The 21419-nt window shown below is 34.5% G+C and carries 20 protein-coding genes; 1 reads left to right on the forward strand and 19 read right to left on the reverse strand.

Annotated features, from left to right (window positions below; translation table 11 throughout):
- Positions 1-25: 25 nt before the first annotated feature.
- The 14 genes from CRO45_RS15325 to CRO45_RS15390 form a co-directional block, all read right to left on the reverse strand.
- Positions 26-898 carry a 1-acyl-sn-glycerol-3-phosphate acyltransferase gene (locus CRO45_RS15325; RefSeq protein ID WP_097150507.1) on the reverse strand — a complete coding sequence of 291 codons (873 nt, stop codon included), beginning with the start codon at positions 896-898 and terminating at the stop codon, positions 26-28.
- Between the two features lie 102 nt (positions 899-1000).
- Positions 1001-1468, reverse strand: a complete 468-nt coding sequence (locus CRO45_RS15330) for a GNAT family N-acetyltransferase (RefSeq protein WP_097150508.1) — start codon at positions 1466-1468, stop codon at positions 1001-1003.
- Between the two features lie 93 nt (positions 1469-1561).
- Positions 1562-2104 carry a GNAT family N-acetyltransferase gene (locus CRO45_RS15335; RefSeq protein WP_097150509.1) on the reverse strand — a complete coding sequence of 181 codons (543 nt, stop codon included), beginning with the start codon at positions 2102-2104 and terminating at the stop codon, positions 1562-1564.
- 182 nt (positions 2105-2286) lie between these two features.
- Positions 2287-2937, reverse strand: coding sequence for a 2OG-Fe(II) oxygenase (locus tag CRO45_RS15340; RefSeq protein ID WP_097150510.1), 651 nt, complete (start codon positions 2935-2937; stop codon positions 2287-2289).
- Positions 2938-3205: 268 nt separating this feature from the next.
- Complete coding sequence (locus tag CRO45_RS15345) at positions 3206-4348, reverse strand: hypothetical protein (protein ID WP_097150511.1); 1143 nt, start codon at positions 4346-4348, stop codon at positions 3206-3208.
- A gap of 292 nt (positions 4349-4640) precedes the next feature.
- Positions 4641-6293, reverse strand: a complete 1653-nt coding sequence (locus tag CRO45_RS15350) for an SLC13 family permease (protein ID WP_097150512.1) — start codon at positions 6291-6293, stop codon at positions 4641-4643.
- A 458-nt stretch (positions 6294-6751) separates the two neighbouring features.
- Positions 6752-7168 (reverse strand): hypothetical protein, encoded by a 417-nt coding sequence (locus CRO45_RS15355; RefSeq protein WP_097150513.1) that lies wholly within the window; start codon positions 7166-7168, stop codon positions 6752-6754.
- A gap of 125 nt (positions 7169-7293) precedes the next feature.
- Positions 7294-7926: a nitroreductase family protein gene (locus tag CRO45_RS15360; protein ID WP_097150514.1), complete on the reverse strand. Its 633-nt coding sequence runs from the start codon at positions 7924-7926 to the stop codon at positions 7294-7296.
- A 51-nt stretch (positions 7927-7977) separates the two neighbouring features.
- On the reverse strand, positions 7978-9246 hold the full coding sequence (locus CRO45_RS15365; protein WP_097150515.1) for a sensor domain-containing protein: 1269 nt from the start codon (positions 9244-9246) through the stop codon (positions 7978-7980).
- A 442-nt stretch (positions 9247-9688) separates the two neighbouring features.
- Positions 9689-10519, reverse strand: coding sequence for an aminoglycoside phosphotransferase family protein (locus tag CRO45_RS15370; RefSeq protein ID WP_097150516.1), 831 nt, complete (start codon positions 10517-10519; stop codon positions 9689-9691).
- A gap of 12 nt (positions 10520-10531) precedes the next feature.
- A complete protein-coding gene (locus tag CRO45_RS15375) occupies positions 10532-10981 on the reverse strand; it encodes an NUDIX hydrolase (protein WP_097150517.1) in 450 nt (149 codons plus the stop codon).
- 152 nt (positions 10982-11133) lie between these two features.
- Positions 11134-11652, reverse strand: a complete 519-nt coding sequence (locus CRO45_RS15380; RefSeq protein WP_097150518.1) for a GNAT family N-acetyltransferase — start codon at positions 11650-11652, stop codon at positions 11134-11136.
- A 21-nt stretch (positions 11653-11673) separates the two neighbouring features.
- On the reverse strand, positions 11674-12126 hold the full coding sequence (locus CRO45_RS15385) for a MarR family winged helix-turn-helix transcriptional regulator (protein ID WP_097150519.1): 453 nt from the start codon (positions 12124-12126) through the stop codon (positions 11674-11676).
- Positions 12127-12513: 387 nt separating this feature from the next.
- On the reverse strand, positions 12514-12978 hold the full coding sequence (locus CRO45_RS15390) for a VOC family protein (protein ID WP_097150520.1): 465 nt from the start codon (positions 12976-12978) through the stop codon (positions 12514-12516).
- 389 nt (positions 12979-13367) lie between these two features.
- Here CRO45_RS15390 and CRO45_RS15395 point away from each other — a divergent pair, with 389 nt between their 5' ends.
- Entirely contained in the window at positions 13368-14411 is a 1044-nt protein-coding gene (locus CRO45_RS15395) for a helix-turn-helix domain-containing protein (RefSeq protein WP_097150591.1), read from the forward strand.
- Positions 14412-14440: 29 nt separating this feature from the next.
- Here the strand turns inward: CRO45_RS15395 and CRO45_RS15400 are convergent, their stop codons facing one another.
- The 5 genes from CRO45_RS15400 to CRO45_RS15420 form a co-directional block, all read right to left on the reverse strand.
- Positions 14441-14845 (reverse strand): NUDIX hydrolase, encoded by a 405-nt coding sequence (locus CRO45_RS15400; protein ID WP_097150521.1) that lies wholly within the window; start codon positions 14843-14845, stop codon positions 14441-14443.
- Positions 14846-15098: 253 nt separating this feature from the next.
- The gene (locus tag CRO45_RS15405) at positions 15099-15740 is read right to left on the reverse strand and encodes a DsbA family oxidoreductase (RefSeq protein ID WP_097150522.1); all 642 of its coding nucleotides are present in this window, start codon (positions 15738-15740) and stop codon (positions 15099-15101) included.
- Positions 15740-15925 carry a hypothetical protein gene (locus CRO45_RS15410; protein ID WP_097150523.1) on the reverse strand — a complete coding sequence of 62 codons (186 nt, stop codon included), beginning with the start codon at positions 15923-15925 and terminating at the stop codon, positions 15740-15742. Before CRO45_RS15410 ends, CRO45_RS15405 begins: the two co-directional genes overlap by 1 nt.
- 141 nt (positions 15926-16066) lie before the next feature.
- Positions 16067-19279, reverse strand: a complete 3213-nt coding sequence (locus tag CRO45_RS15415) for a DEAD/DEAH box helicase (RefSeq protein ID WP_097150524.1) — start codon at positions 19277-19279, stop codon at positions 16067-16069.
- Between the two features lie 588 nt (positions 19280-19867).
- The gene (locus tag CRO45_RS15420) at positions 19868-21406 is read right to left on the reverse strand and encodes an acyl-CoA carboxylase subunit beta (protein ID WP_097150525.1); all 1539 of its coding nucleotides are present in this window, start codon (positions 21404-21406) and stop codon (positions 19868-19870) included.
- Between the last annotated feature and the right edge of the window lie 13 nt (positions 21407-21419).

Genomic DNA, 21419 nt, shown 5'->3' on the forward strand with positions numbered 1-21419 from the left:
TCTCCTTTTGAATAATTAATCTATACTAATCTATACCAGCTGCATCTTTCCATTTTCGATAAGTAAAAAAGCCAATAAGGGTAATAAACAAATACCCTACAAGTAGCCAAGGATTCCAAATAAAAAAGACAATATAAATCAATAATTGCAAAATAAAAGAAGGTACTCCAGAAAGAATTCTCCATAGTGTAATTACGTTATTATCATCGGCAAATTTTTTCGCTACAAAATAAGGAATAATTAATGTCAGTAGATTTGTAACAAAAAATAAAAGAACGATAGGGAATAAACTAATCGCTAGCAATCTATTCCGTTTCGGTAAATTAAATTCATAATGATCGTTGTAAACCCTCTCTAATTGGGCTTTAATTTCTTCTGTCATTTTCTTTTTATCATTTTCAACTAGTGAAACTGGTTCTCCAATATGAACAAATACTTTACTTCGAAAGCTCCATCCTTTTTCATAATGAAGTCCAATGGGAATAATTTTTCGTTCACTAAGTGACGAAACAACATGGGCAACCCCTTCTCTAATTTCAAGAAGACCTTTTCCTAAATGACTCGTTCCTTCGGGAAACATTAAAACACTCGTACCGTTTTCAATTTCAGGACGAATTCTACTTAATTCTTTTTTGTTATGGCGCATTTCTGCCATGTTTTCTGGATAGCGGTAAATTTTAAGTTGTTTTCTGAAAAAGAATTTTGAAAAGCGTGTTTTTGTTAGATTTTTTCCTATGACTGTAATCATTTTTTGTTTAAATAGCGATAATATAACAAGTCCATCAACTACACCATTTCGATGATTACTCACATAAAAAGATGCATTTTCGGGAAATGTTCCTCTTACCGCAATTTTACTAAAATAAATTTTCGCAAGTAGACGGATAAGCATCCTCATATTTCTAGCTCATCCTTTCTTGTTTAATTTAAAATACCTACATTTAATTCTTATTCTATTAATCAGTTAATAGAATTATAAAGGAAAAATTACCCAGTCAATTTAAATATCCAGAGACATCTTTCTACTAACTGTTTTCATTTGAAATGATTCATAGAACGAAATTGCCTTTTCATTAAATTCCCAAACATTTAGTTCTAATGATGAAGCACCCATATTTTTTGACCATTCAATACATGCTTCAAATAACAATCTGCCAATTCCACGTCTCTGAAATCCACTTTTCACTCCAAAATCATGCATATATGCATAAACTCTTGGCGTCATTGACTTAAAAGGTGGAGATTCCACTAGTTCCATTACTGCAAATCCAACAATTTCATCATTTATTTTAGCAATTAATATATCTGAATTTGGGTCTTCTAATAATTCATTAAAATAAGATTCTGGCATTACTTGTTTAACCTTTCTAAATATATTAGGTAACGCTTCGGCATGTTCATCTTGCCCTTCTTTTACGATTAGATTGACCGCGGTAAAGTCATGTTTTTGTGCTATTGTTATAATCATTTCGCATCCCCTTCTTAATATAGTGACATTTCTACCGACAAAAAAGGCATTTCTTTTTCACGGAAATGCCTAATAATTCAAATCGTGTTTTCTCTAATTTGTATAATCTACTCTAGTTAACCCAAATACATAATGATCAACATACTTATCATAAAGCCACTCTACACTTCGGAGACATCCTTCCTTCTGGAAACCGAGCTTTTGTGGTATCGCTTGACTTTTCTCATTTTCAGTTGCCACACGTATTTCTACTCTATTTAACTTTAATTCTTTAAAACAGTAATCTACTACGGCTTTACAGGCATTTGTCATTAAACCGTTCCCTTGGAAGTTCTCCCCTAACCAATATCCTATGGAAGTCGATTTATTCGCCCAATTGATTGAATGTAGACCAATAACACCAGCTAATTCCCCTTTATACCATATCCCTGCTTGAAAGCCATTATTACTAGAAAACTGTTTCATCGTTCCTTCAATGTATTGTTTTGAATCATTTTCATTTTGTGTAAAGTCCACCCACGGTAACCATTCTCTTAAATAAGTTCTTGATTCATCAGTTAATAAAAAAAGTTCTTCTGCATGTCTAACTTCCAATAATCGCAATTCAGTCTCGTCATTAATTTTATATGTAAACACTGTATCCCCTCCCAATTCGACATTATCTGTATATGATTCTACAAACTTAATCAAAATCCTCGTTTAAATTAAAACTAATAGAAAAAGCCACCAATTCGGCAGCTAGATGTGTCAAAAAAAAGAGCTCAATACCCCACTGGAATTGCGCTCTTTCATATAAACTTATTGATATCGTTTACTTTTTAATTTACTCTTTGTCTTCTCATCCATTGTGTGGCAATCCACTTTTCACCTTCTACAACAGGTGCTCCTGCGTGTAGTGTTAATTCGTTCAACAATGGATCATTATAGAAATATTCAAAGTATACTGCCATACCCTTTTGAGGACATACAGTTAACCCTAACTTTGGAAATGTCGTTGTTCCGCCTTCTTCCACATCATTTAAGTATAGGACTAGCGTGCTGATGCGATTGTTCTTCGCTGCTTTACTTGTAGGCGCGAAATAATCGTAATGTGCTTTGTATTCTTGACCAGGTTTATAATTTAATATATGAAGTCCTTCTCCATGTTCAGTCGGAATTCCCATTATTGCAGAAACCCTTTTTTCTACCCTAGCCAAGATTTCATTATTGACGTCTGTTAAAAATGCGCCACTACTTGTTCGTATATCACTCACTTCTTTTGTACTTCCGATTTTCGAACGCTGAAGTCGCTCTTTTGACAATTGAATAAGCGCTTCACATTCCTCATCATCTAGTACTGAGCCTAAAACAACAACTAGCGGTTCTTCAAATCTAGCAATGATATTTATGTCTCTGTCTTCTGTCTTAATTCTGTTACCATTATGGCTAAATATAGTTTGTTCCTTAACTTGTGCACCTTTAACAACCATCTTTCATTCATCAACCCCTATTTCTTATGGAATATTTTTTATAATACTACAAAAAGTGTTTATATACCTTCTTTTTTTCTTCTAATCAGAAAACTTTTTTTCTTGATTTTTTTAGTAATATCTGTCCACTTGTACCGAAATTCAGAGAGGTATTCCCATCCATATAACCAATTTACTTATCTAAATTCTGATAAGTTAGAATTTAAAGCTTTCTACAGATTCCTTGGGTACAAAAAAGCGCAGATCCTTTATGAATCCACGCAACTGTTTAGTAAAAATCATTTTCATACATGTAAACGTCTACCACATTTCCAAAATAGTTTAATCGTTTCCAAGCTTCAATACGTAACGTTTCATCATCTTCAGAATACATATATTTTTGAAGCGCTTCCGAAGACTCGTCAATCCAATCTAATACAACTTTGTCTCTAGCAAATTCTTTAAGATCTGCCATTCCATCTAACGTTCTTTTTGCGTCTACCTTTGTTTCAAAGTATTCTGTATAAAAGTTCTTACCATATGATCGAACCAGTGTTATTACTATGCCGAAAAGTTGCTCTTCCGTTGGTTTCACAGTTTCAAAAGAATGATCAGGTGCTCGGAATAGGGTTTTCGAATCTTTGTAAAATGAATAACCATTTTCATAAAATACAATTCCTGAATAACCCTCAGGTTCATCTCCTTCCTTTGGGGCCTCTGGTAGCTCATAATTAAGCAATAAGTTGTAAAATTCCTTTTGAGCGTCATCGAACGATATTTGTACAATCGTGTCTAAAGTGTGTTCATAATCAAAGCAATAAACGTCTTCTTCCTTACAAATAGATGGATCCTTAACAACCGTTAAATCATCTCTCGATTGTAGCTCTGCATTTAATTTATCTATATATTCCTGCCTAGCTAACTCGGAAGCTGTATTCCGATTTACATTTAGAAGTATAGCCAAATCATCGATTACGTTATTTAATTCGTACATCAAATCAATTAAATTTTCTGTATCTTCCTCTTTCTGAATACTATCAGCAAGTAGTGCCATCATGTCTAATTTCTCAACAACATCTGGATTTTTTTCTTGTGCAGCGTAGTGTCTTGCATGAACCTTTATTTGATAGCCAAAGCCATGTAGATTATGTTTAGCAAAACCATTTACACTGTCATTAGAAATATTTTGAATTTGATCTTTTATGCTAAATAAAAACTCACTTATATATATAAAATCAGGTTCTGTAAGAATATGATATTGTCGATCTATTGGTGATACTTCTGGCACTGTAGATGCCTCTTCAGATTCCACATTTGTTTGGCTTTGATCAACATCATTCCTTTCATTAGGTTGATCAGGTTTGCTAAAAGAACACCCCACAAGAAAAATGGATAAAACGAATACAGAATATAAAAGTATTAATTTGAACATAAAATCTAAATCCCTTCTATCAAACTAATTCTTAATTAGTACGAATTGGTCTGGGTTTGGTTTCAAAATTTTCCAATTTAACAATAAATAGCACTTAAATCACTAGCATGTAGTTGGAGAAATTTAGCTAAATAACGAAAAAAGTGAAATCGCCACTGTGATTCCACTTTTTTCGTTTAATTAGCCGATTACATCTTACCCTTGTAAAGTGCAATAGACTTCTTTAATAGATAGAAAAAAAGAAGAACAAACACCGTAAAAGTGCTGTTCTCCCTCTTCTTATTCTATAATTCTATTGTTTAAATACTTCTGGCACTGAGTGTAAATCGATTCCCCATAATAACGGAAGTAAGAAGTAAATCGATGCTGTAATCAGGATAATAGCAAACACATTCAGTGCAAAACCTGCTCTCATCATATCGGTAATCTTTAAATACCCCGAACCAAATACAGCCGCATTTGGAGGTGTTGCAACAGGTAACATGAATGCGCTTGATGCAGAAACGGCAGCAGCAATCATAAGTGCATATGGGTGAATACCAAGAGCTACTGCTAGTGTTGCCATAATTGGGAACATCATAGATGCTGTTGCAGTATTTGATGTAACCTCAGTTAAGGCTAAAACAAGTGCACACACTAGGAAAATCATAACAAGAACATTCATACCTTCAAGACCCATTAACTGTGAACCAACCCATTCAGTTAATCCTGTACTAACGAATCCAGAAGCAATTGCAAGTCCACCACCGAATAATAGAAGGATACCCCAAGGTAATTTCACAGCCGTATTCCAATCCATTATACGATCGCCTTTTCTATTTACTGAAGGGATTACAAATAGAACAATAGCGAAGAAAATCGCAATTAAACCATCACTTAGTCCAGGGATAAATTTACTTAGGAAGAATGAACGTGTAATCCAAGCAAAAGCTGCTAGTATAAATACAACAAAAACAATCTTTTCTTCAGCTGACGCTTTTCCTAATTTCTCTTTTTCTTTTATGATAACTTCTCGTCCGCCTGGTAACGATTTCAATTTAGACGGATAAGCAAACTTAACAAGGTAGAACCATGTAATAAATAAAAATACCCAAGCAAATGGCACCCCGAATAACATCCAGCTAGCAAATGACAATTCAATACCATACATCGTATTAATAGCACCTGCAAGTAGTGTGTTTGGTGGTGTTCCGATTAATGTTGCAATACCACCTATTGAAGCTGAATATGCAATACCTAACATTAATGCTTTACCAAACGCGAAGTTTTCTTGTGATGTATCAATACTTTTATCATCTTTTAAAGCATCAGCAACTTGTTTGATAATAGCAAGTCCAATTGGAATCATCATCATAGCTGTAGCACTATTAGAAATCCACATAGAAAGGAAACCTGTAGCAATCATAAATCCAAGAACAATTCGGTCCATATTTGTACCAACTGCCGAAATAATTGTCATTGCAATACGTCGATGCAAATTCCATTTTTCTAATGAAAGGGCAATAATAAAACCACCCATGAATAGGAAAATCGTTGGATCACCATATGATGCAGCAGCAGTTTTCATATCTAAACTTTCTGTCAATGGAAATAGTACCAATGGTAATAATGAAGTTGCCGGAATTGGAATAGCTTCTGTAATCCACCAAGTAGCAATCCATAAAGTACTTGCTAATACACCCCTAGCTTCAGGTGAAAGCCCTTCTGGGTGAAAGAATAATAATGTTAATGCAAATAATACCGGGCCTAAAATAAGACCAATTAATTGAGCTTTCGAATAAGTGCGTTTATACTCTCCTCCGCCATTGCTATTCGTAGCTTTTGAACTTTCACTTCCAGTTGTTTTAGACACCATTTTAGAAGTGTTCGGACTTACAAAAAAACGGAACAAGTCTTTTACTTGATCATGCATAACCCATAAACGGTTCCATGTTGAAGATAACATAGATGTCCCCCTTTACTACTTTCTGTATTATTTTGTCGAACATTGTTATATAACAACGTTAGTATTTATTTTCCACGAATAATATTAAATTGACAATAGGTTGCTAAATATTCAGAAAAAATAGAAAAGTGGTTATCGTACTATAATACTTAAAAGAATGTTTGAAAAATCTAATAATATTCTAATATATTGAGAAACATAATATGAACTTGATGTTATAAGGGTCATTAAGGAATATAGGTTTTATTAATATAAGATTATTCTGAACCCTTATTTGAAGTAATTTGAATATTATGATTGAATCGTATCGGAACTTATAAAATTCAGAATATTAATAATATAGGACTTTAACAATTTATAACTCTAATATAATATTCATCGCACCTATTCTTATAAATTGAAAAGCATTAGCAAAAAAATAAGGAGTTGACGAAATCTTATTGTTCGTCAACTCTTCCTTAATCGTATTTATTTGGATTTTGATTAATAAACTCTATAATATCACCTTTCATATATGAAATAGCATAATCATAATAAAAGTAACGATCGATTTCTTCATTCTTTAATGCTTCATCTAATGCTTGGAACTGTTTTTCTGCTAAATATAATATCAATTGATGAAAAGGAATGTTCTGTTCTTTCGCCATATCAATGATTGTCTTTCCACTTTCCCATTTCGATTTATACACTTCTTCAGTAATAGTAAGGAATTCGTAAAGCTCATTATAATCGTATTTAAATTGAAAAGTTTGTGGAGCTTTCCTGTTATATAACTCATTAAATTTTTCATTCTGTTCATTTGCATTAACTACTGTGAAATTAGTTCCAAAACTTAAAACACTAACAACTAGTAGTAAAATAAAATATCTGTTCAACTTTCACTAACCTCCCCTCAAATCTACAAATATTCTTACTATGGAGAGCTTGATTTATTCAAAAAGTTTAGCTCAAAAATAAAAAAGGATATCAGTCATGACATCCTTTTGATATTTACGTTCTATTAGTACCCATTAAAACTAACAAATTCCCCCACAGGTTTACGGTAACCACGAGGTCTTACTTTATCGACACTTTTACCGATAGTGATCATCATAATAGGTTCTAAATAGTTGGGAATATTAAATTCTTTTCTTAGTTCCTCTACATTGTGGACATGCATTGGACATGTATCAAATCCATAATGCTTCGCACTTAACATAAATAGCATTGCATGGATGCCTACGTTTCGAGCTAATTCAACATCTAAATCCTTATCATTTGCTGTTAGTTTTTCTTTAAAGCCTTTAATTTGTTCCATTGTCATTTCATAGTCCAATTCGTCCATCATTTTTAACATCTTCATTGGGCCATAAATTTTTTCGGCCTCAACTTCTTCAACACTACTCTTATTTCCCATAACAATTATGACAGCACTTGCAGTATGTATTTTATATTGGTTATGACTTAACTCTTTTACTCTTTCTTTTTTCTCTTCGTCCGTTATGACAAGATAATGTGTAAACTGTAAGTTGTATGCGCTTGGTGCTAATTTTGTTAATTCAAAAATTTGCTTGAAATCTTCTTCAGTCATTTTTTCATTTTCTTTAAAATTGACTGCCGAATGACGTGTTTTAACTAAATCTGGAAAAGTCATATTTCTTTACCCCATTTCTATTTTACGAATTAATGTAATTTACGGTTTTTCTTATAGTTTACTATTACTCTCATCATAAAATTGATAAGTATTACGAGTGATTTTAGCTTTATATAGTGCTTCATCAGAACGCTGAATTAGTTTCTTTGAATCAATACCATCTTGAGGAAAAAGTGAAATTCCAATACTTGATGATATTTCAATTTTAGTATTATTAATTATAAAAGGCTTCTTGCTTTCATTGTTTAATTTAGAAGCAATTATAGCTGCATCATTTTTATTATTTAACCCGTTTAATAATACTAGAAACTCATCTCCTCCAACTCTGCAAATAATGTCGCTATTGCGAACACTTTCTTTTAATCGTATTGCAAATTGTTTTAGTAATTGATCGCCTATTTCATGGCCAAGCGAATCATTAATCGCTTTAAATCTATCCAAATCGATATACATGATTCCAAGTATTTTACTGTCATTTGCATCCTGTTCCAGTTCCCGGTTGATTTGTTCTGTAAAATATCGTCGATTTGACAACCCTGTTAACGGGTCGTGGTATGCTAAGTACTCGAGTTGTTGTTGGTAATTTTTCTTTGCTGTTACATCACGTACTAATATTTGTAGAACTTTATCGTCTTTAAATTCAATTTGCATCGTAATAATTTCACCCCAAATGTGCGTTCCATCAAAACGATATATTTGTTCAATAATTGGTTTATTCGACAATGAAGATTCTCTTATTCTATTTAGGAATTGTTGAGACATATTTTCTGGAACTAATTGGCTAATCGGTTTTCCAATTATCTCTTCTGCCGTAGCTGCTCCGACTAACTTTATAGCTGGCTGATTCACAAAGGTAATTTGTCCATTCTTTTCTATAAAAATAGAATCTGGAATGAATTCTACCAAATTTCTATAACAGTCCTCACTTGCCTGAAGTCTCCGCTGAATTTCCATTTGTTCTGTGAAATCTTTATACATCCCTACTGCAAGTACTTCCCCTTTGTTAATAGCACGATAAGAAGCGAGAATATCTAATACAATTCCATCTTTTCTTTTTCTTTTAGTTACATAGTAAGGAATATCATTGCCTTCTTTAAAAGAAGATAACAATTGTTTATGCTCCTCATCTGTCATATTAGAGAAAAATGGAAAACAATTATGTTTATTAAAATCTTCTTGTACCCACCCTAAGATTGATGTAAAAGCAGGATTAGCAGAAAGTATTCGTCCATCATAACCTATTGTGAAAATAGCATCATTTGTATTATTCCATACTAGTTTTAATATATTTTGATCGATATTTGTTTGTCTTGTTGTCACCTATAAACCTCCCCGTGTAGCTCGGTAAAAAAGGCTAATCGAAGTATACGATTAGCCTATATGATTGAAGTAGTACCTTGATAATGGTTTTTAGACCAATTAAAACTCGATTAGCCCTACCCTTGCTTCAATATTTGTTTGTTTTGATTATAGATATCTCAAATTCGAGATATAAACCGAAAAAATAGTTGTTTGCTTGTTGAATTCAAGTGAATAGTGTACGGACTGTTCCCTTGAAATCGAAAGTCTCTAATTCGAGATAAATTTAACATAATTACATATCAGCTGTCAATATTTGCACATAGTATCCTTGAGAGGACTTACGGTGTACCATAACCTCACTGTTTTCCCCCAACAGAAACCAAAGAAAAGGGATTAATCCAAAAGGATCAATCCCTATTTGATATTTTACAAGAAAATAGATTTATGTAATCTCATTTCTCTAAAGTCTTTCTCTTATTTCATTCACTAGTAACTGTTTTTCTTCCTCCGAAATCGCATCTGCATAAAGTTTGCGAACTGCAATTGGAAGGATCCAGGGATCAATGTCATTGTAGGTGACCCCCGTACGCACTGTATACTCATTCATAAATACTTCTATGATTGTTTCTCTAACGGACTCAAATATACTAACAATACTTTGTGGAGTATCAGATGGGAGTATTGCAAATTTTATCATGACGATAAATTCAGCTACATCTGCCTCTGGATTTCCGATTGTTGCATCATTCCAATCAATTAATACAAGCTCGTCATTACGAACAATTAAATTATTTGGATTAGGATCCCCGTGACAGATTTGTTGTTTTAGAGGTAATTGGTCTAAAATTTTTAATACACTCGTCTTTTCTTCATCACTTAAATATTTAATATTCAATATTTGCCACTTTAATAGTTCCCTTTGTGGTCGCAATTCAACATGTTGTAGTTCATGTATTTCACTTAATAAACGAGCGGTATTTTGAACATCGCTCAAATCAATGCGAGGCTGAGGATTATTCATTTGCTTTATAAAACTTTTGAATAACCGCTCTTTTATTGTCTTTCCAACAATTCTTTCAAATATAATTCCAGGGCGATTATTAACTTCTATTATTTCAATAGGCTGTGGAACGGAAAGTCCTAAATTCCAAGCAATAAAGTTATTCTTAAATTCTCTCTGAATGTCTGATAGTTTGGTATTGGGTTTTGCCAATTTAAGAATTTTACTTTTACCTTCCCACTCAAATACTTCGGAAGTTCCACCTTCACCTATTTTCCTACCTAGACTCATTGAATCCCCCTTTTAGAAGAATTGTGAAAAATGGTTAATCAAGTTTTTAATTAAAGGATTCAGCCCCTCAGGTAATTCATTAATTTTGAAAAACTTAGCTTCTGTAGTTTCCAAACCATCTGCCTTCAATGATCCACCTTTAATTTCTCTTGAAACATAGGCGATAGTTACAGGATAGAATTCATCGCCATTAGGTAGTTTTACAAAGTGTTCTTTTCCTGAAAAAACTCCTACTAAATTAAGTTTGCCTACTTCGATTCCTGTTTCCTCTAATACTTCTCTTCTACCAGCTTCTTCAGTAGATTCACCCAATTCCATAAATCCTCCAGGAACGCCCCACTGTCCTACTTTTCGTTTTTGCAATAAAATTTCACCAGATTCATTTATTACAGCCAACGCTACACCAACAAGAATGAGCGGCTGATTGCCCACAACTTTTCGAAGGTTTTCAATATATCCCATAAATATCCTCCCATAGAAAATTACTTATAGATGTATATTTCTAGAAGCAATAAAAATCCCCTTTATATTCCTAATTCATGAATAGAAAAAAGGCATCAACTCATTGTAGAGTCAATGCCCTGTAACTATTACTAAAAATTCACTCATTTAAGTTAAATGAGTGGTTTCATCATAATATAATCAATCTGTTCTTCATCTCCCATATGAAATGAGTGGGTTCCCGTTTGAGCAAAGCCCATGTTTTTGTAAAAGGCTATGGCGTTTTCATTCTTTTCCCAAACACCTAGCCAAATTTTTTCTTTTTTATGTTCCGTTGCAATGTCAATCGCTTTATTGAGTAGTAGTTTACCTAGTCCATGTTTTTGGAATGTGTTCTTTAAATATATTCGTTCGATTTCTAATGAATCATTACCCATTTTTTCTGATTGAGCATCATTGATGTTGATCTTCAAGTAGCCAGCAACTTCATTATTTACATGAACAAAAAAGAATTGTGAGAATGGGTTAGACAATTCAGTTGTTAATTGATCCACGTTGAATGCTTTTTCCAAATAATTTTTCATATTTTCAGGTGTGTTTTGGTCTTTAAATGTTTCATTGAACGTTTCTATACCAATTTGTTGAAGTGTTAGTACATCTGCTAGGTTACATTTTTTAATTTCTACATTCATTTACTAGCGCTCCTTAACATTTTAATAAATTCTCTTGTTACCCTTTTTTACGAATTCCCAGTCTACTTCTACATTCTTTCGAATTCGTTGAAGAAGTTGGAGAATGGTCCTTGCTTCTTCTTCTGAGAATCCAGATAGTGCCACATTGTTCGAGTGGTCATTTTCCCTTTTAATAAATGGATAGACTTGGTTTCCTTTTTCGGTAGGGAATAGTTTTTTAATTTTTTTATTTTGTTCATCGTCTTTCTTTTCAATAAAGCCATTCATTTCGAGTTTTTTAATGGCTCGCGCAGTTGTAGTGCGATCTACTTTTATCAATTCAGCTAACTTTTCCTGAATGATTCCCGGGTTTTCACAAATTCGCACAAGGTATAAATATTGTCCTTTAGTGAGGTCGAATTCCTTGAATTCGATATTACTAATTGAATCAAGTGCCCTTGCAATCATCCCGATTTCACGGAGAATATCTTGCATATTGTACTCCTTTGAATGTGATTTTATTGTAAATACAACAATGTTATGGATTAAATTTACAACAATTATGTTGCATTTGCAATATAATTAGGATTAAATTTTAGTTATGAGCGACTTTATTGGGGATATGAGCAACTTTGAAGTGAATACGAGCGACTTTGAAGTGAATACGAGCGACTTTGGACCGGAATTGAGCAACTTTCGAAGAGATACGAGCAACTTTTGCCTAGATATGATCAAGTGGTAATTTTTAGCCCTCGAGAAGCGGTCTCGTAGACACTATTTCGTATTTCTTGATTTTTTTATCCTTGAAAAGCAGTATTTAAATGCGTCAAAAGATCAAAAAGAGATGCCTAAAGCACCTCTTACCGGAATTAGATTTTATTTTTATCTCACACTACCAACTAAATTCTCCCACTCTTCGAATGAGAGCTTGTCAGTTATATGTTTTAATTCATCAGGAACATCAATGTAACACATTAACTCTAAACTATTTCCATCAGGATCGTTAAAATATACCGATGCATTTCCTTGATCCGGTCTTATGAAAGGCTGAATGGATGTCCGTCCACCAAATGGAACAGCTTCAACTTGGATCGATTCAAGCCATGTTAATGATTGTTTTAAATCCTCATAGTCAACTCGAAATGCAATATGTCGTAAAGATGGATGATAAGGTGTTTGGTGTTCTTCCCCTACCCATAGGCCAATCCAACTAATCCCTTCTTCGATCCAGAAAAAAGCGGTATCTTCATCACGCCAAGCAAACCAAAACCCTAGTTTTTTATAAAATTCTATGGATCTTTCTAAATTACTTACTGGTAAATGGGCTTCATATAATCCTTTAATCATTAACAATACCCCCTTTATTAAATAATACCAATATCAATGATTATTTTGTTTCGTAAAAAAGTAGTAGAAAAAAGCCATCCATTTGAAATGAACGACCTACGTTTTTCTTTATCTTTCGGAGTACGAGAGCCCCCAATATTGTGCTAGGTGTACTTTACAATTCTTTTTTACATTTGACCATTAAAAAATTAATGGATGGCTTATTTATGCAAACAATTTTACATTGGATAAATCCCTTAATCCACTTTCTTGCTTTGAAAACTTAATCACAACCGCCACAATTATTCTCAAGCGTAATAAAAATTATATTTAGGTGTAATTTCCTATTGCATTACACCGTAATTTTATTTACTATTTAAAGTAAGTAAAGGAGGGAAGTTATGGAAAATGTGGATGATTTAAGGTTAAATGTCAGTTTGTTAAGAAGGAGAGTACCTAATTTAACAAGTGCAGCCCGGCAAGTAGGTTTGCGACCAGCTACTGTTTCAAATCTGTGCACAGGAAAAATTCCTGTTGGGAGAGCTGAGGTTCGAACATTAGTTGCACTTGCGTCATTAGCCGATTGTAGTTTAGATGATTTGATTATCAGAGGGGAGAAAATCGAAATGATCGAAACGAAAATTAAGACGTTGGATTTATTTGCACCTTTAGCAAAAGGTGGCACTATCGGTTTAGTTGCACGTCCTGGAATGGGGCAACTTGTTGTTTTATCTGAATTACTCTATCGCCTGAAAAATGAAGCCTATAAAACGATTCTTTTAATGCCTGAAGGTGAACACCAAGGAATTAGTGATATTGTTGAAAATGTTGAAATTATTACAAAGACTGTTGATGAAACATATGAGCAGATTGCCGCTATTGGTGGAGACCAAGATATTTTATTCGTGGCGGACAGAACTCACGTGATTACAGGTGATATCCAGCAATTGCAAGAGAAATTACTTGGAATTGGTATTCACTCTGTTACAACTTTCCTTGTAGATTTAACAGGCGACGTAGTTGATGAAGATTTACCTTATGGACCACTTGAAACTATATGGCAATTTGACGCAGATCTTGCAGCAAGACATCGTTTTCCAGCAGTTAACCCTCTGAGCTCGACATCATCTGTTTTAGAAGGTGCACATATCGATCAAGAACACTTCACAGTTCAACAAAAAGCAATAAAAGTACTACGCCGTTATCGTGAACTCCGCGCATTAGTAAATGTACGAGGAATTGAAAGAATTCCTGCTTCTGAGTTACAAACCTATATAAGAGGCGAACGACTAGAAGCTTATTTAACCCAACCTTTCTATGTTGCTGAACCTTATACAAAAAAAACTGGTGAATCTGTTAGTCTTCAAGATACAATAAAAGATGTTCAAGAAATATTAAACGGAGCTGTAGATTCTAAAGAAATTTCAGAACTTGAATATATAGGAAAAATTTAATTATTTAAAAGAGCATTAACCCATCTCGGTTAATGCTCTCGATTTATTAAAGACTGGATATTTAAAGCCACTACTCTAGGTCTAACATCAATTGAATTTAAAGTGTCAATATTCACCCACATAGGCAAATAAGTTCCACGTTCTCTCTCTTTATCTATAAACTCTTCACCTTGTCCAGTTCCGAATGTTCCTCCGATAATATTTGCTAAGAAATAGGATTGAGTTCCGTTAAATTGTACTTTTGCAAAACATTCATGGATCTCTACTTGTACCCCTAATTCCTCATATGCTTCACGTTTTGCTGCGTCTTCTGGTGTTTCCCCACTTTCGATTCCTCCACCAGGAAAAACGTAATAAACACTCGCCTCTCTAATTCTTTTAATAAGTGCAACCTGTTTATTTTCTATAATTACTACCGAACTTCTGTGTCTCATAAAACCACACCCTAATAAATTATTAAAATTGGTGATTTAAGATTTTATTCAATAAATCTACTTATTCACACATATAAATCCAATCGTTACTTATTGATTAATTTAATCCTTTTCAATTTCGGAATTACCACTAGTAAATTTTAGAAATTGTCTTTTGGAACTATTATTATTGCGATTACTAAAAGTATTAACCCTTCAAAGAAATGAATAAAAACCTAAGAGAAATGTCTATTTCTCCTAGGTTTAAATCAAATTATTTCCCTTTTTCTTCCCAAACTTTGTCTAATACTTGTGTAAAGTATTCTGTTGGTCGTGCTCCAGAAAGTGCATATTTGTTGTCGAACACAAAGAAAGGTACACCTTGCACGCCTACTTGACGTGATTCTGATAAATCTTGTGTCACTTCATTTGAATAGGCTTTGCTTTCAATTATCTGACGCACTTTAGTTCCATCTAAACCGACTTCTTCAGCTAAACGAACAATGGTTTCTTCATCACTTAATACTTCACCTTGGTTAAAGTGTGCTTCGTAAAAGCGCTTGAAGAATTCATTTCCTTTCCCTTGTTCTTTAGCGTATTGGAATACATGGTGTGCTGTTACTGTATTTGTAAATTTAGCAATATCGTAATTGATGTTCACGCCAGATTTCTCTGCCATATCTAAAACTTGTTGCATCATAGCCTTAGATTGTTCTAAAGATACTCCTTTTTCATCGGCAAATGCTTGGTAGTAGTTTTTTCCTGGAGTATATTGTGATTCTGGTGATAGTAAGAAACTTTTATATTCGATTTCAACTTCATCGGCATGTTCAAAGTTCTCTAACGCTTTTTGTAAATAGGACTCTCCGATGTAGCAGAATGGGCAAACAAAATCTGACCAAATTGTAATTTTCATTATTCTTCCTCTTTCTCTTGAGTAACTGGTCCGCAAATACCTGTGTTAATATCACACATAAATCCGCCTGCTGAATCGTCATTCTCAAGCATTGTTAATTCTTGGATCGTTTTAATTTCAGTAACCGATCCTTTTAATTCCTCATTTTGTAGGTTTATTGAATCTCTATCCTTTTCATTGAACATCAATATCCACCCCTTAAACATTGTATGAAAATCTATTATTATTTCATTTATTTTTTGCTGACTCATAATTTAATTATAACTTAGAAATAATTTTATTACGTTTTAAATGCTTATGAGAAACATTGCCAGGCACTCAAACAATTAAATCATTAAAATTTCACGTATAACTTCTTCCGTTAGAGTTGTCGTCGATTGATCTTCAAATTCAAGAATGTCTGCTATGAGATTTTTCTTTTTTTCTTGCAGCTCATTCATTTTTTCTTCGATCGTACCACGGGCTACAAGTTTAATGACCTGTACAGTATTTTTCTGCCCCATTCGGTGGGCACGGCTTGTTGCTTGATCTTCTACAGCTGGATTCCACCATGAATCATATAATATTACCGTATCTGCACCAGTTAAATTTAACCCTGTACCCCCAGCCTTTAATGAAATTAAAAACATATCCCGCTCTCCCGCATTAAATCGGTTACACAGTTCCACTCGTTCTTCTGAAGGTGTTTGGCCGTCAAGATAGAAATACAATTGGTTGCTCTTAGTAATCTCTCGACCAATTAGTTCTAGCATTTTTGTAAATTGAGAGAAAATTAACACCCTTCTTCCAGAAAGTTTGGCCTCCTCAAGTATTTGTAGCAACTGCTCAAATTTTGCTGAACTTCCCTTATAACCATCCACAAACAAACCTGGATGACAACAAATTTGGCGCAATCTCGTCAAGCCGGCTAAGATACGAATCTTATTTTTATTTAAGGTTTCTTTATCAAGGTGCTTCAATGCGTCAAATCGAAGCTTTGCTAAGAAAGCAGCATAAAGTTGTTTTTGTTCAGGAAGTAACTCTGAAACTCCAAGTTCTTCATTTTTATCTGGTAATTCCCCTAGTACATCTTCTTTTCTTCGACGAAGTAAAAATGGGCGAACTCTGCTCGAAATTGATTTTCTAGTTAAATAGCTGTATTCTTCCAGTCCTTGGAAAAGCTGTGGGAAAACAACATGATAAATCGACCATAATTCGATCTCACTATTTTCGATGGGTGTACCTGTAAGTCCAAATCGGTTATCAGCTTTTATCTTTTTAACAGCACGGGCCGTTTGAGTCGTTGGATTTTTAAAGACTTGCGCTTCATCAAAAAACACTGTATGAAATGTTTGTTTTGCATACCATGCAATATCCCGACGAAGTAGTGGATAGGATGTAATGAGGACGGTTATTTCACTATTTTCAATAGATTGTTGTAATTCTTTTCGTGTTTTTAGATCTCCATCCATAACAATTGCTTGAAGGTCAGGTGCAAATTTCATGATTTCGTGTAACCAGTTATATGTCAAAGAAGAAGGACACACAATTAGAACTGGCTTCTTAGAAGCACGGATGTTTTCTAATTCTGACACAATGAACGCAATACTTTGCACCGTCTTCCCAAGACCCATTTCATCAGCTAATACGCCACCAAATCCGTAGGTAGAGAGGGCTTTCATCCATTTAAATCCTTGCTTTTGATAATCTCTTAAGACCTCTTCAAAACTATGTGGAATTTCAAATTCCAACGTTTCTGGATGAAGTAATTGATCTAGAAACTGTCGGAATGATTCCTCTGGTGTAAACACTTTACTGTTATCAATCAACTCAAGAAATTTCAAGCTTTCCATTATTGGCATATTTAATGTTGTCTCAATTTCATCATCTTGGATTGGTCCTGCTTGCAGGAAGCGGCGAACCTCTTCCATTTCTTTTGTTGTTAGGGATAGCAAAGAGTCATTCGGTAGACGATAATATTTCTGTTTAATTTCAAGTGCTTGTAAAATTTCCTTCACTTGTTTATCAGATACACCGTCCATCTCAAATTTAAATTCCAACCAATTTGTACGTTCTTTGTTTACCTTCACAGTAATTTTAGGAAATACGCTTTTTTTAACTAGTCGATTGCGTACAGCCGTTGTCGCATAAATTTGTGCAAGTGATTGGAGCTTTGGTAAAACATCATTTAAAAAATCAAACTCCAATTCTTCATTTTGCATAAAATATCCGCCATCCGTTTTCATAAATCCACTATTATCCATTATATTAATGATTTCTTGTTCCTTCTTATAATCTCTTATAATCCTCGGACCCTTTGGTTGATCAGCCTGTTCTAATGGTTGAATAACTACATGTTCATAATGAAATTCGAGTCCCACTAGCAATCGGTTTTTAAGTCTGTCCAAGTAAATCTTGGCGACAAGTGGCGTTTTCTTCATTTCCTCTGTTAATTGTTCAGATAGATGAACTTGCCCAATCTTTCTCAATCCCGGTACAACTTTGTTCAGAAACATTTCCATTTGTTCAACTGGAATTAGAATCGTATTCGTACTTGGTACTGCAAGCATATGTTGAAGTTCCGTTAAGCGTTCACAATCTTGTGCCTCTATCTGATAAAGTTTGCCATCTATTAATACGGCATTATATGAACTAAAAAGTAACATCCGATCGAATCCTTGTATAGTCAATTGATATTCACTTTCTATTGAATCTATTAAGAATTGTAAAGGTGGTACTCCATCAACAAATTGTAGACGTTGAGTTGGTTGTCCATCTTTTTCAATCAATACAACATGCGTTTGTTCGAGTAAAGAACTAAGCCCAACCCAAGCAGATGGTGGTATAAGTAATAAGTCATCCCTAACAAGGATCGAATTGTTATTTGGTAGTACATTTAAAAAAGTAATTTCGTCACGGGCTACGCGAATTAATTGGTGTAGGACCGCGTCAACTTCGTTATTAAAGCAATGCTCGTTTGGGTCAAAGTATAATGTTGGAGTTAAAATACAAGGTTTCCCCAGCTTTATGTGTTGAAGAAAATTACGTATAGACGGAATTTTAGTTTGACCGATAAATACTTCCACACCAAACAAATTTTGCCCCACCCCAATTTGGCAAGGTTTAAGCAAAAATTGAACGTCAAGAATATCTCTTTTCTCAAAATGAAGTTGATGACGGCTTTTTCGAATCGGTTCGTCCTGAAACAGTGTCAGAATGCCCTCTGACAGTAATCCTTCTTGTGAGTGTGAATCGAGTGTACCTGTTGCTTCATTCCCCTGCCGTTTCTTTTCAAAGATAGCTAGTAAAACAGCCGCAACATGTTGACAACTCTTGCTAAAGTTTTCTAAACTAGGACAGCTACAGGATGCTTGAATATTTCCAGAAGCACTTTCAATTGTGACATTGAATTCTTCTGCTCCATAAACAGTTGCTGTACATAGATTTCTGCTGTAATCGTTAATTTTCACCTTATTAGCTTGATAATAAGAATCGCCTCTTTTATAGGATACGGTACCACACATTTCTTTGATAATTTTTTGATTGATTTTAATGTCCATGAATCCCGCTCCTTCCATGCGATTTTTACTAGAAATTTCTTTATTAATAACTAATGCTTATTTTATCATGTATTTTAGTGGCTATCGACAAATAGTAAAGACTACTGGGAATTTAAGGATGGTCATCCGGTTATTAGTGGAATGCTGCTCGTTTCGGGGGCAGATAAATGGAGATTTTACTGTTATCGGCAGAATCCTGCTCGTTTCTGGAGTAAATAAGGGGAGATTTTACTCTTATTGATGTAATCCTGCTCGCTCCGGGGGCAGATAAGCGGAGATTTTACCCTTATTGATGTAATTCTGCTCGCTTCAGGGGCAAATAAGCGGAGGTTTTACCCTTATTGAGGCAATATTGCTCGCTCCGAGGACAGATAAGATGATTTTTTACCCTTATTGAGGCAATCATGCTTGCTACAGTTGCAGATAAGCGGAATTTTCACCCTTATTGATGTAATCCAGCTTGCTCCAGGGGCAAATAAGCGGAGGTTTTCCGGTTTTCTATGTCTTACGAGCTGATTACCGGAAACTCTCCGCCTATTTTGACTATTAATTATTTATTATCGAGAAAAACTATCCCTAAGTCAGTAGTTATACTGGACGCACTCCATGCTTTTTATCTACACGGTCAACTTGTTTAGATTTATAAACATCCAGTCGTCTTTCTAAAGCTTCTCTTAGTTTATTTGGTTCAATGACTTCGTCAATAATAAGTTCTGATGCAAGTTTATAAATATCGATTTCTTCTCGATATTCATTACGTTTATTTTCAATGAAACTTGCTTGCTCTTCTTTTGGCATATCTGCAATTTTGTTTGCATAAACAGCATTTACTGCTGCTTCCGGCCCCATTACTGCAATTTGTGCACCTGTTAAAGCTATACATACATCAGGTTCAAACGCTGGACCAGCCATTGCATATAGCCCTGCACCGTATGCTTTTCGCACAATCACTGAAATTTTTGGCACCGTTGCCTCACTCATTGCAAAAATCATCTTAGCACCATGACGTATAATCCCTAATTTCTCTACTTGTGTCCCAATCATAAAGCCTGGAACATCCGCTAAGAAAATTAATGGAATATGGAACGCATCACAAAGTGAGATAAATTTAGCAGCCTTGTCTGCTGAATCGTGGAATAATACTCCACCTTTTACTCGGGGTTGGTTTGCAATAATACCAACGGATTGACCGTTGATGCGTGCAAGGCCTGTAATAATTTCTGCAGCAAATAATTTCTTCACTTCACAAAATGAACCTTCATCGATAATTCGATCGATTAAATCATACATATTAAACGCTGCGTTTTGATTTTTAGGAATAATTTCATCAAGTGTTTTTTCAAAGTTAGCTGGGACCTTTGGCGTTTCTATATTCGGTTTAATTTTAAAGTTATCTGGGAAGTAACTAATATAACGACGTGCATAGTCAATGGCTTCCTCTTCTGTTTTCACCAAAACATCTCCACAACCCGAAATTGTGCAGTGCATTCTTGCTCCGCCCATCGTTTCTAGATCCACCTTTTCTCCGATGACCATTTCAGCCATACGAGGCGAACCTAAATACATCGAAGCATTTCCTTCAACCATTACAACTACATCACAGAATGCCGGGATATACGCTCCACCTGCTGCAGATGGTCCAAACAGTAAACATATTTGTGGTATTTTTCCTGACAATCTCACCTGATTGTAAAAAATACGTCCAGCCCCTCGACGCCCTGGGAACATTTCTATTTGGTCAGTAATACGAGCACCTGCAGAATCTACTAAATAAAGTATTGGTACCCCTAATTTTTCCGCCATTTCTTGAATTCGGATTATTTTTTCAACAGTATGAGCACCCCAAGAGCCAGCTTTCACAGTTGAATCATTTGCCATCACACATACAGTTCGTCCGTGAATTTTCCCAATTCCAGTTACAACACCATCTGCAGGTAAATCTCCAGAAAGAACGTTTGCAAACGCGCCGTCCTCTACTAGTAACCCTTCGTCAAAAAGTAATTCAAGTCGTTCACGGACAAACAATTTCCCTTGTTCTTTATTTTTTGCGTGATATTTTTCTTTTCCACCTTTTTTAATTGCTGCTTCATATGCTTTATGTTTATTTTCAACAGATAGATTTGTCATTTCTCCCATCCCC

It is taken from the genome of Ureibacillus acetophenoni, from assembly GCF_900220965.1.
Taxonomy (GTDB): domain Bacteria; phylum Bacillota; class Bacilli; order Bacillales_A; family Planococcaceae; genus Ureibacillus; species Ureibacillus acetophenoni.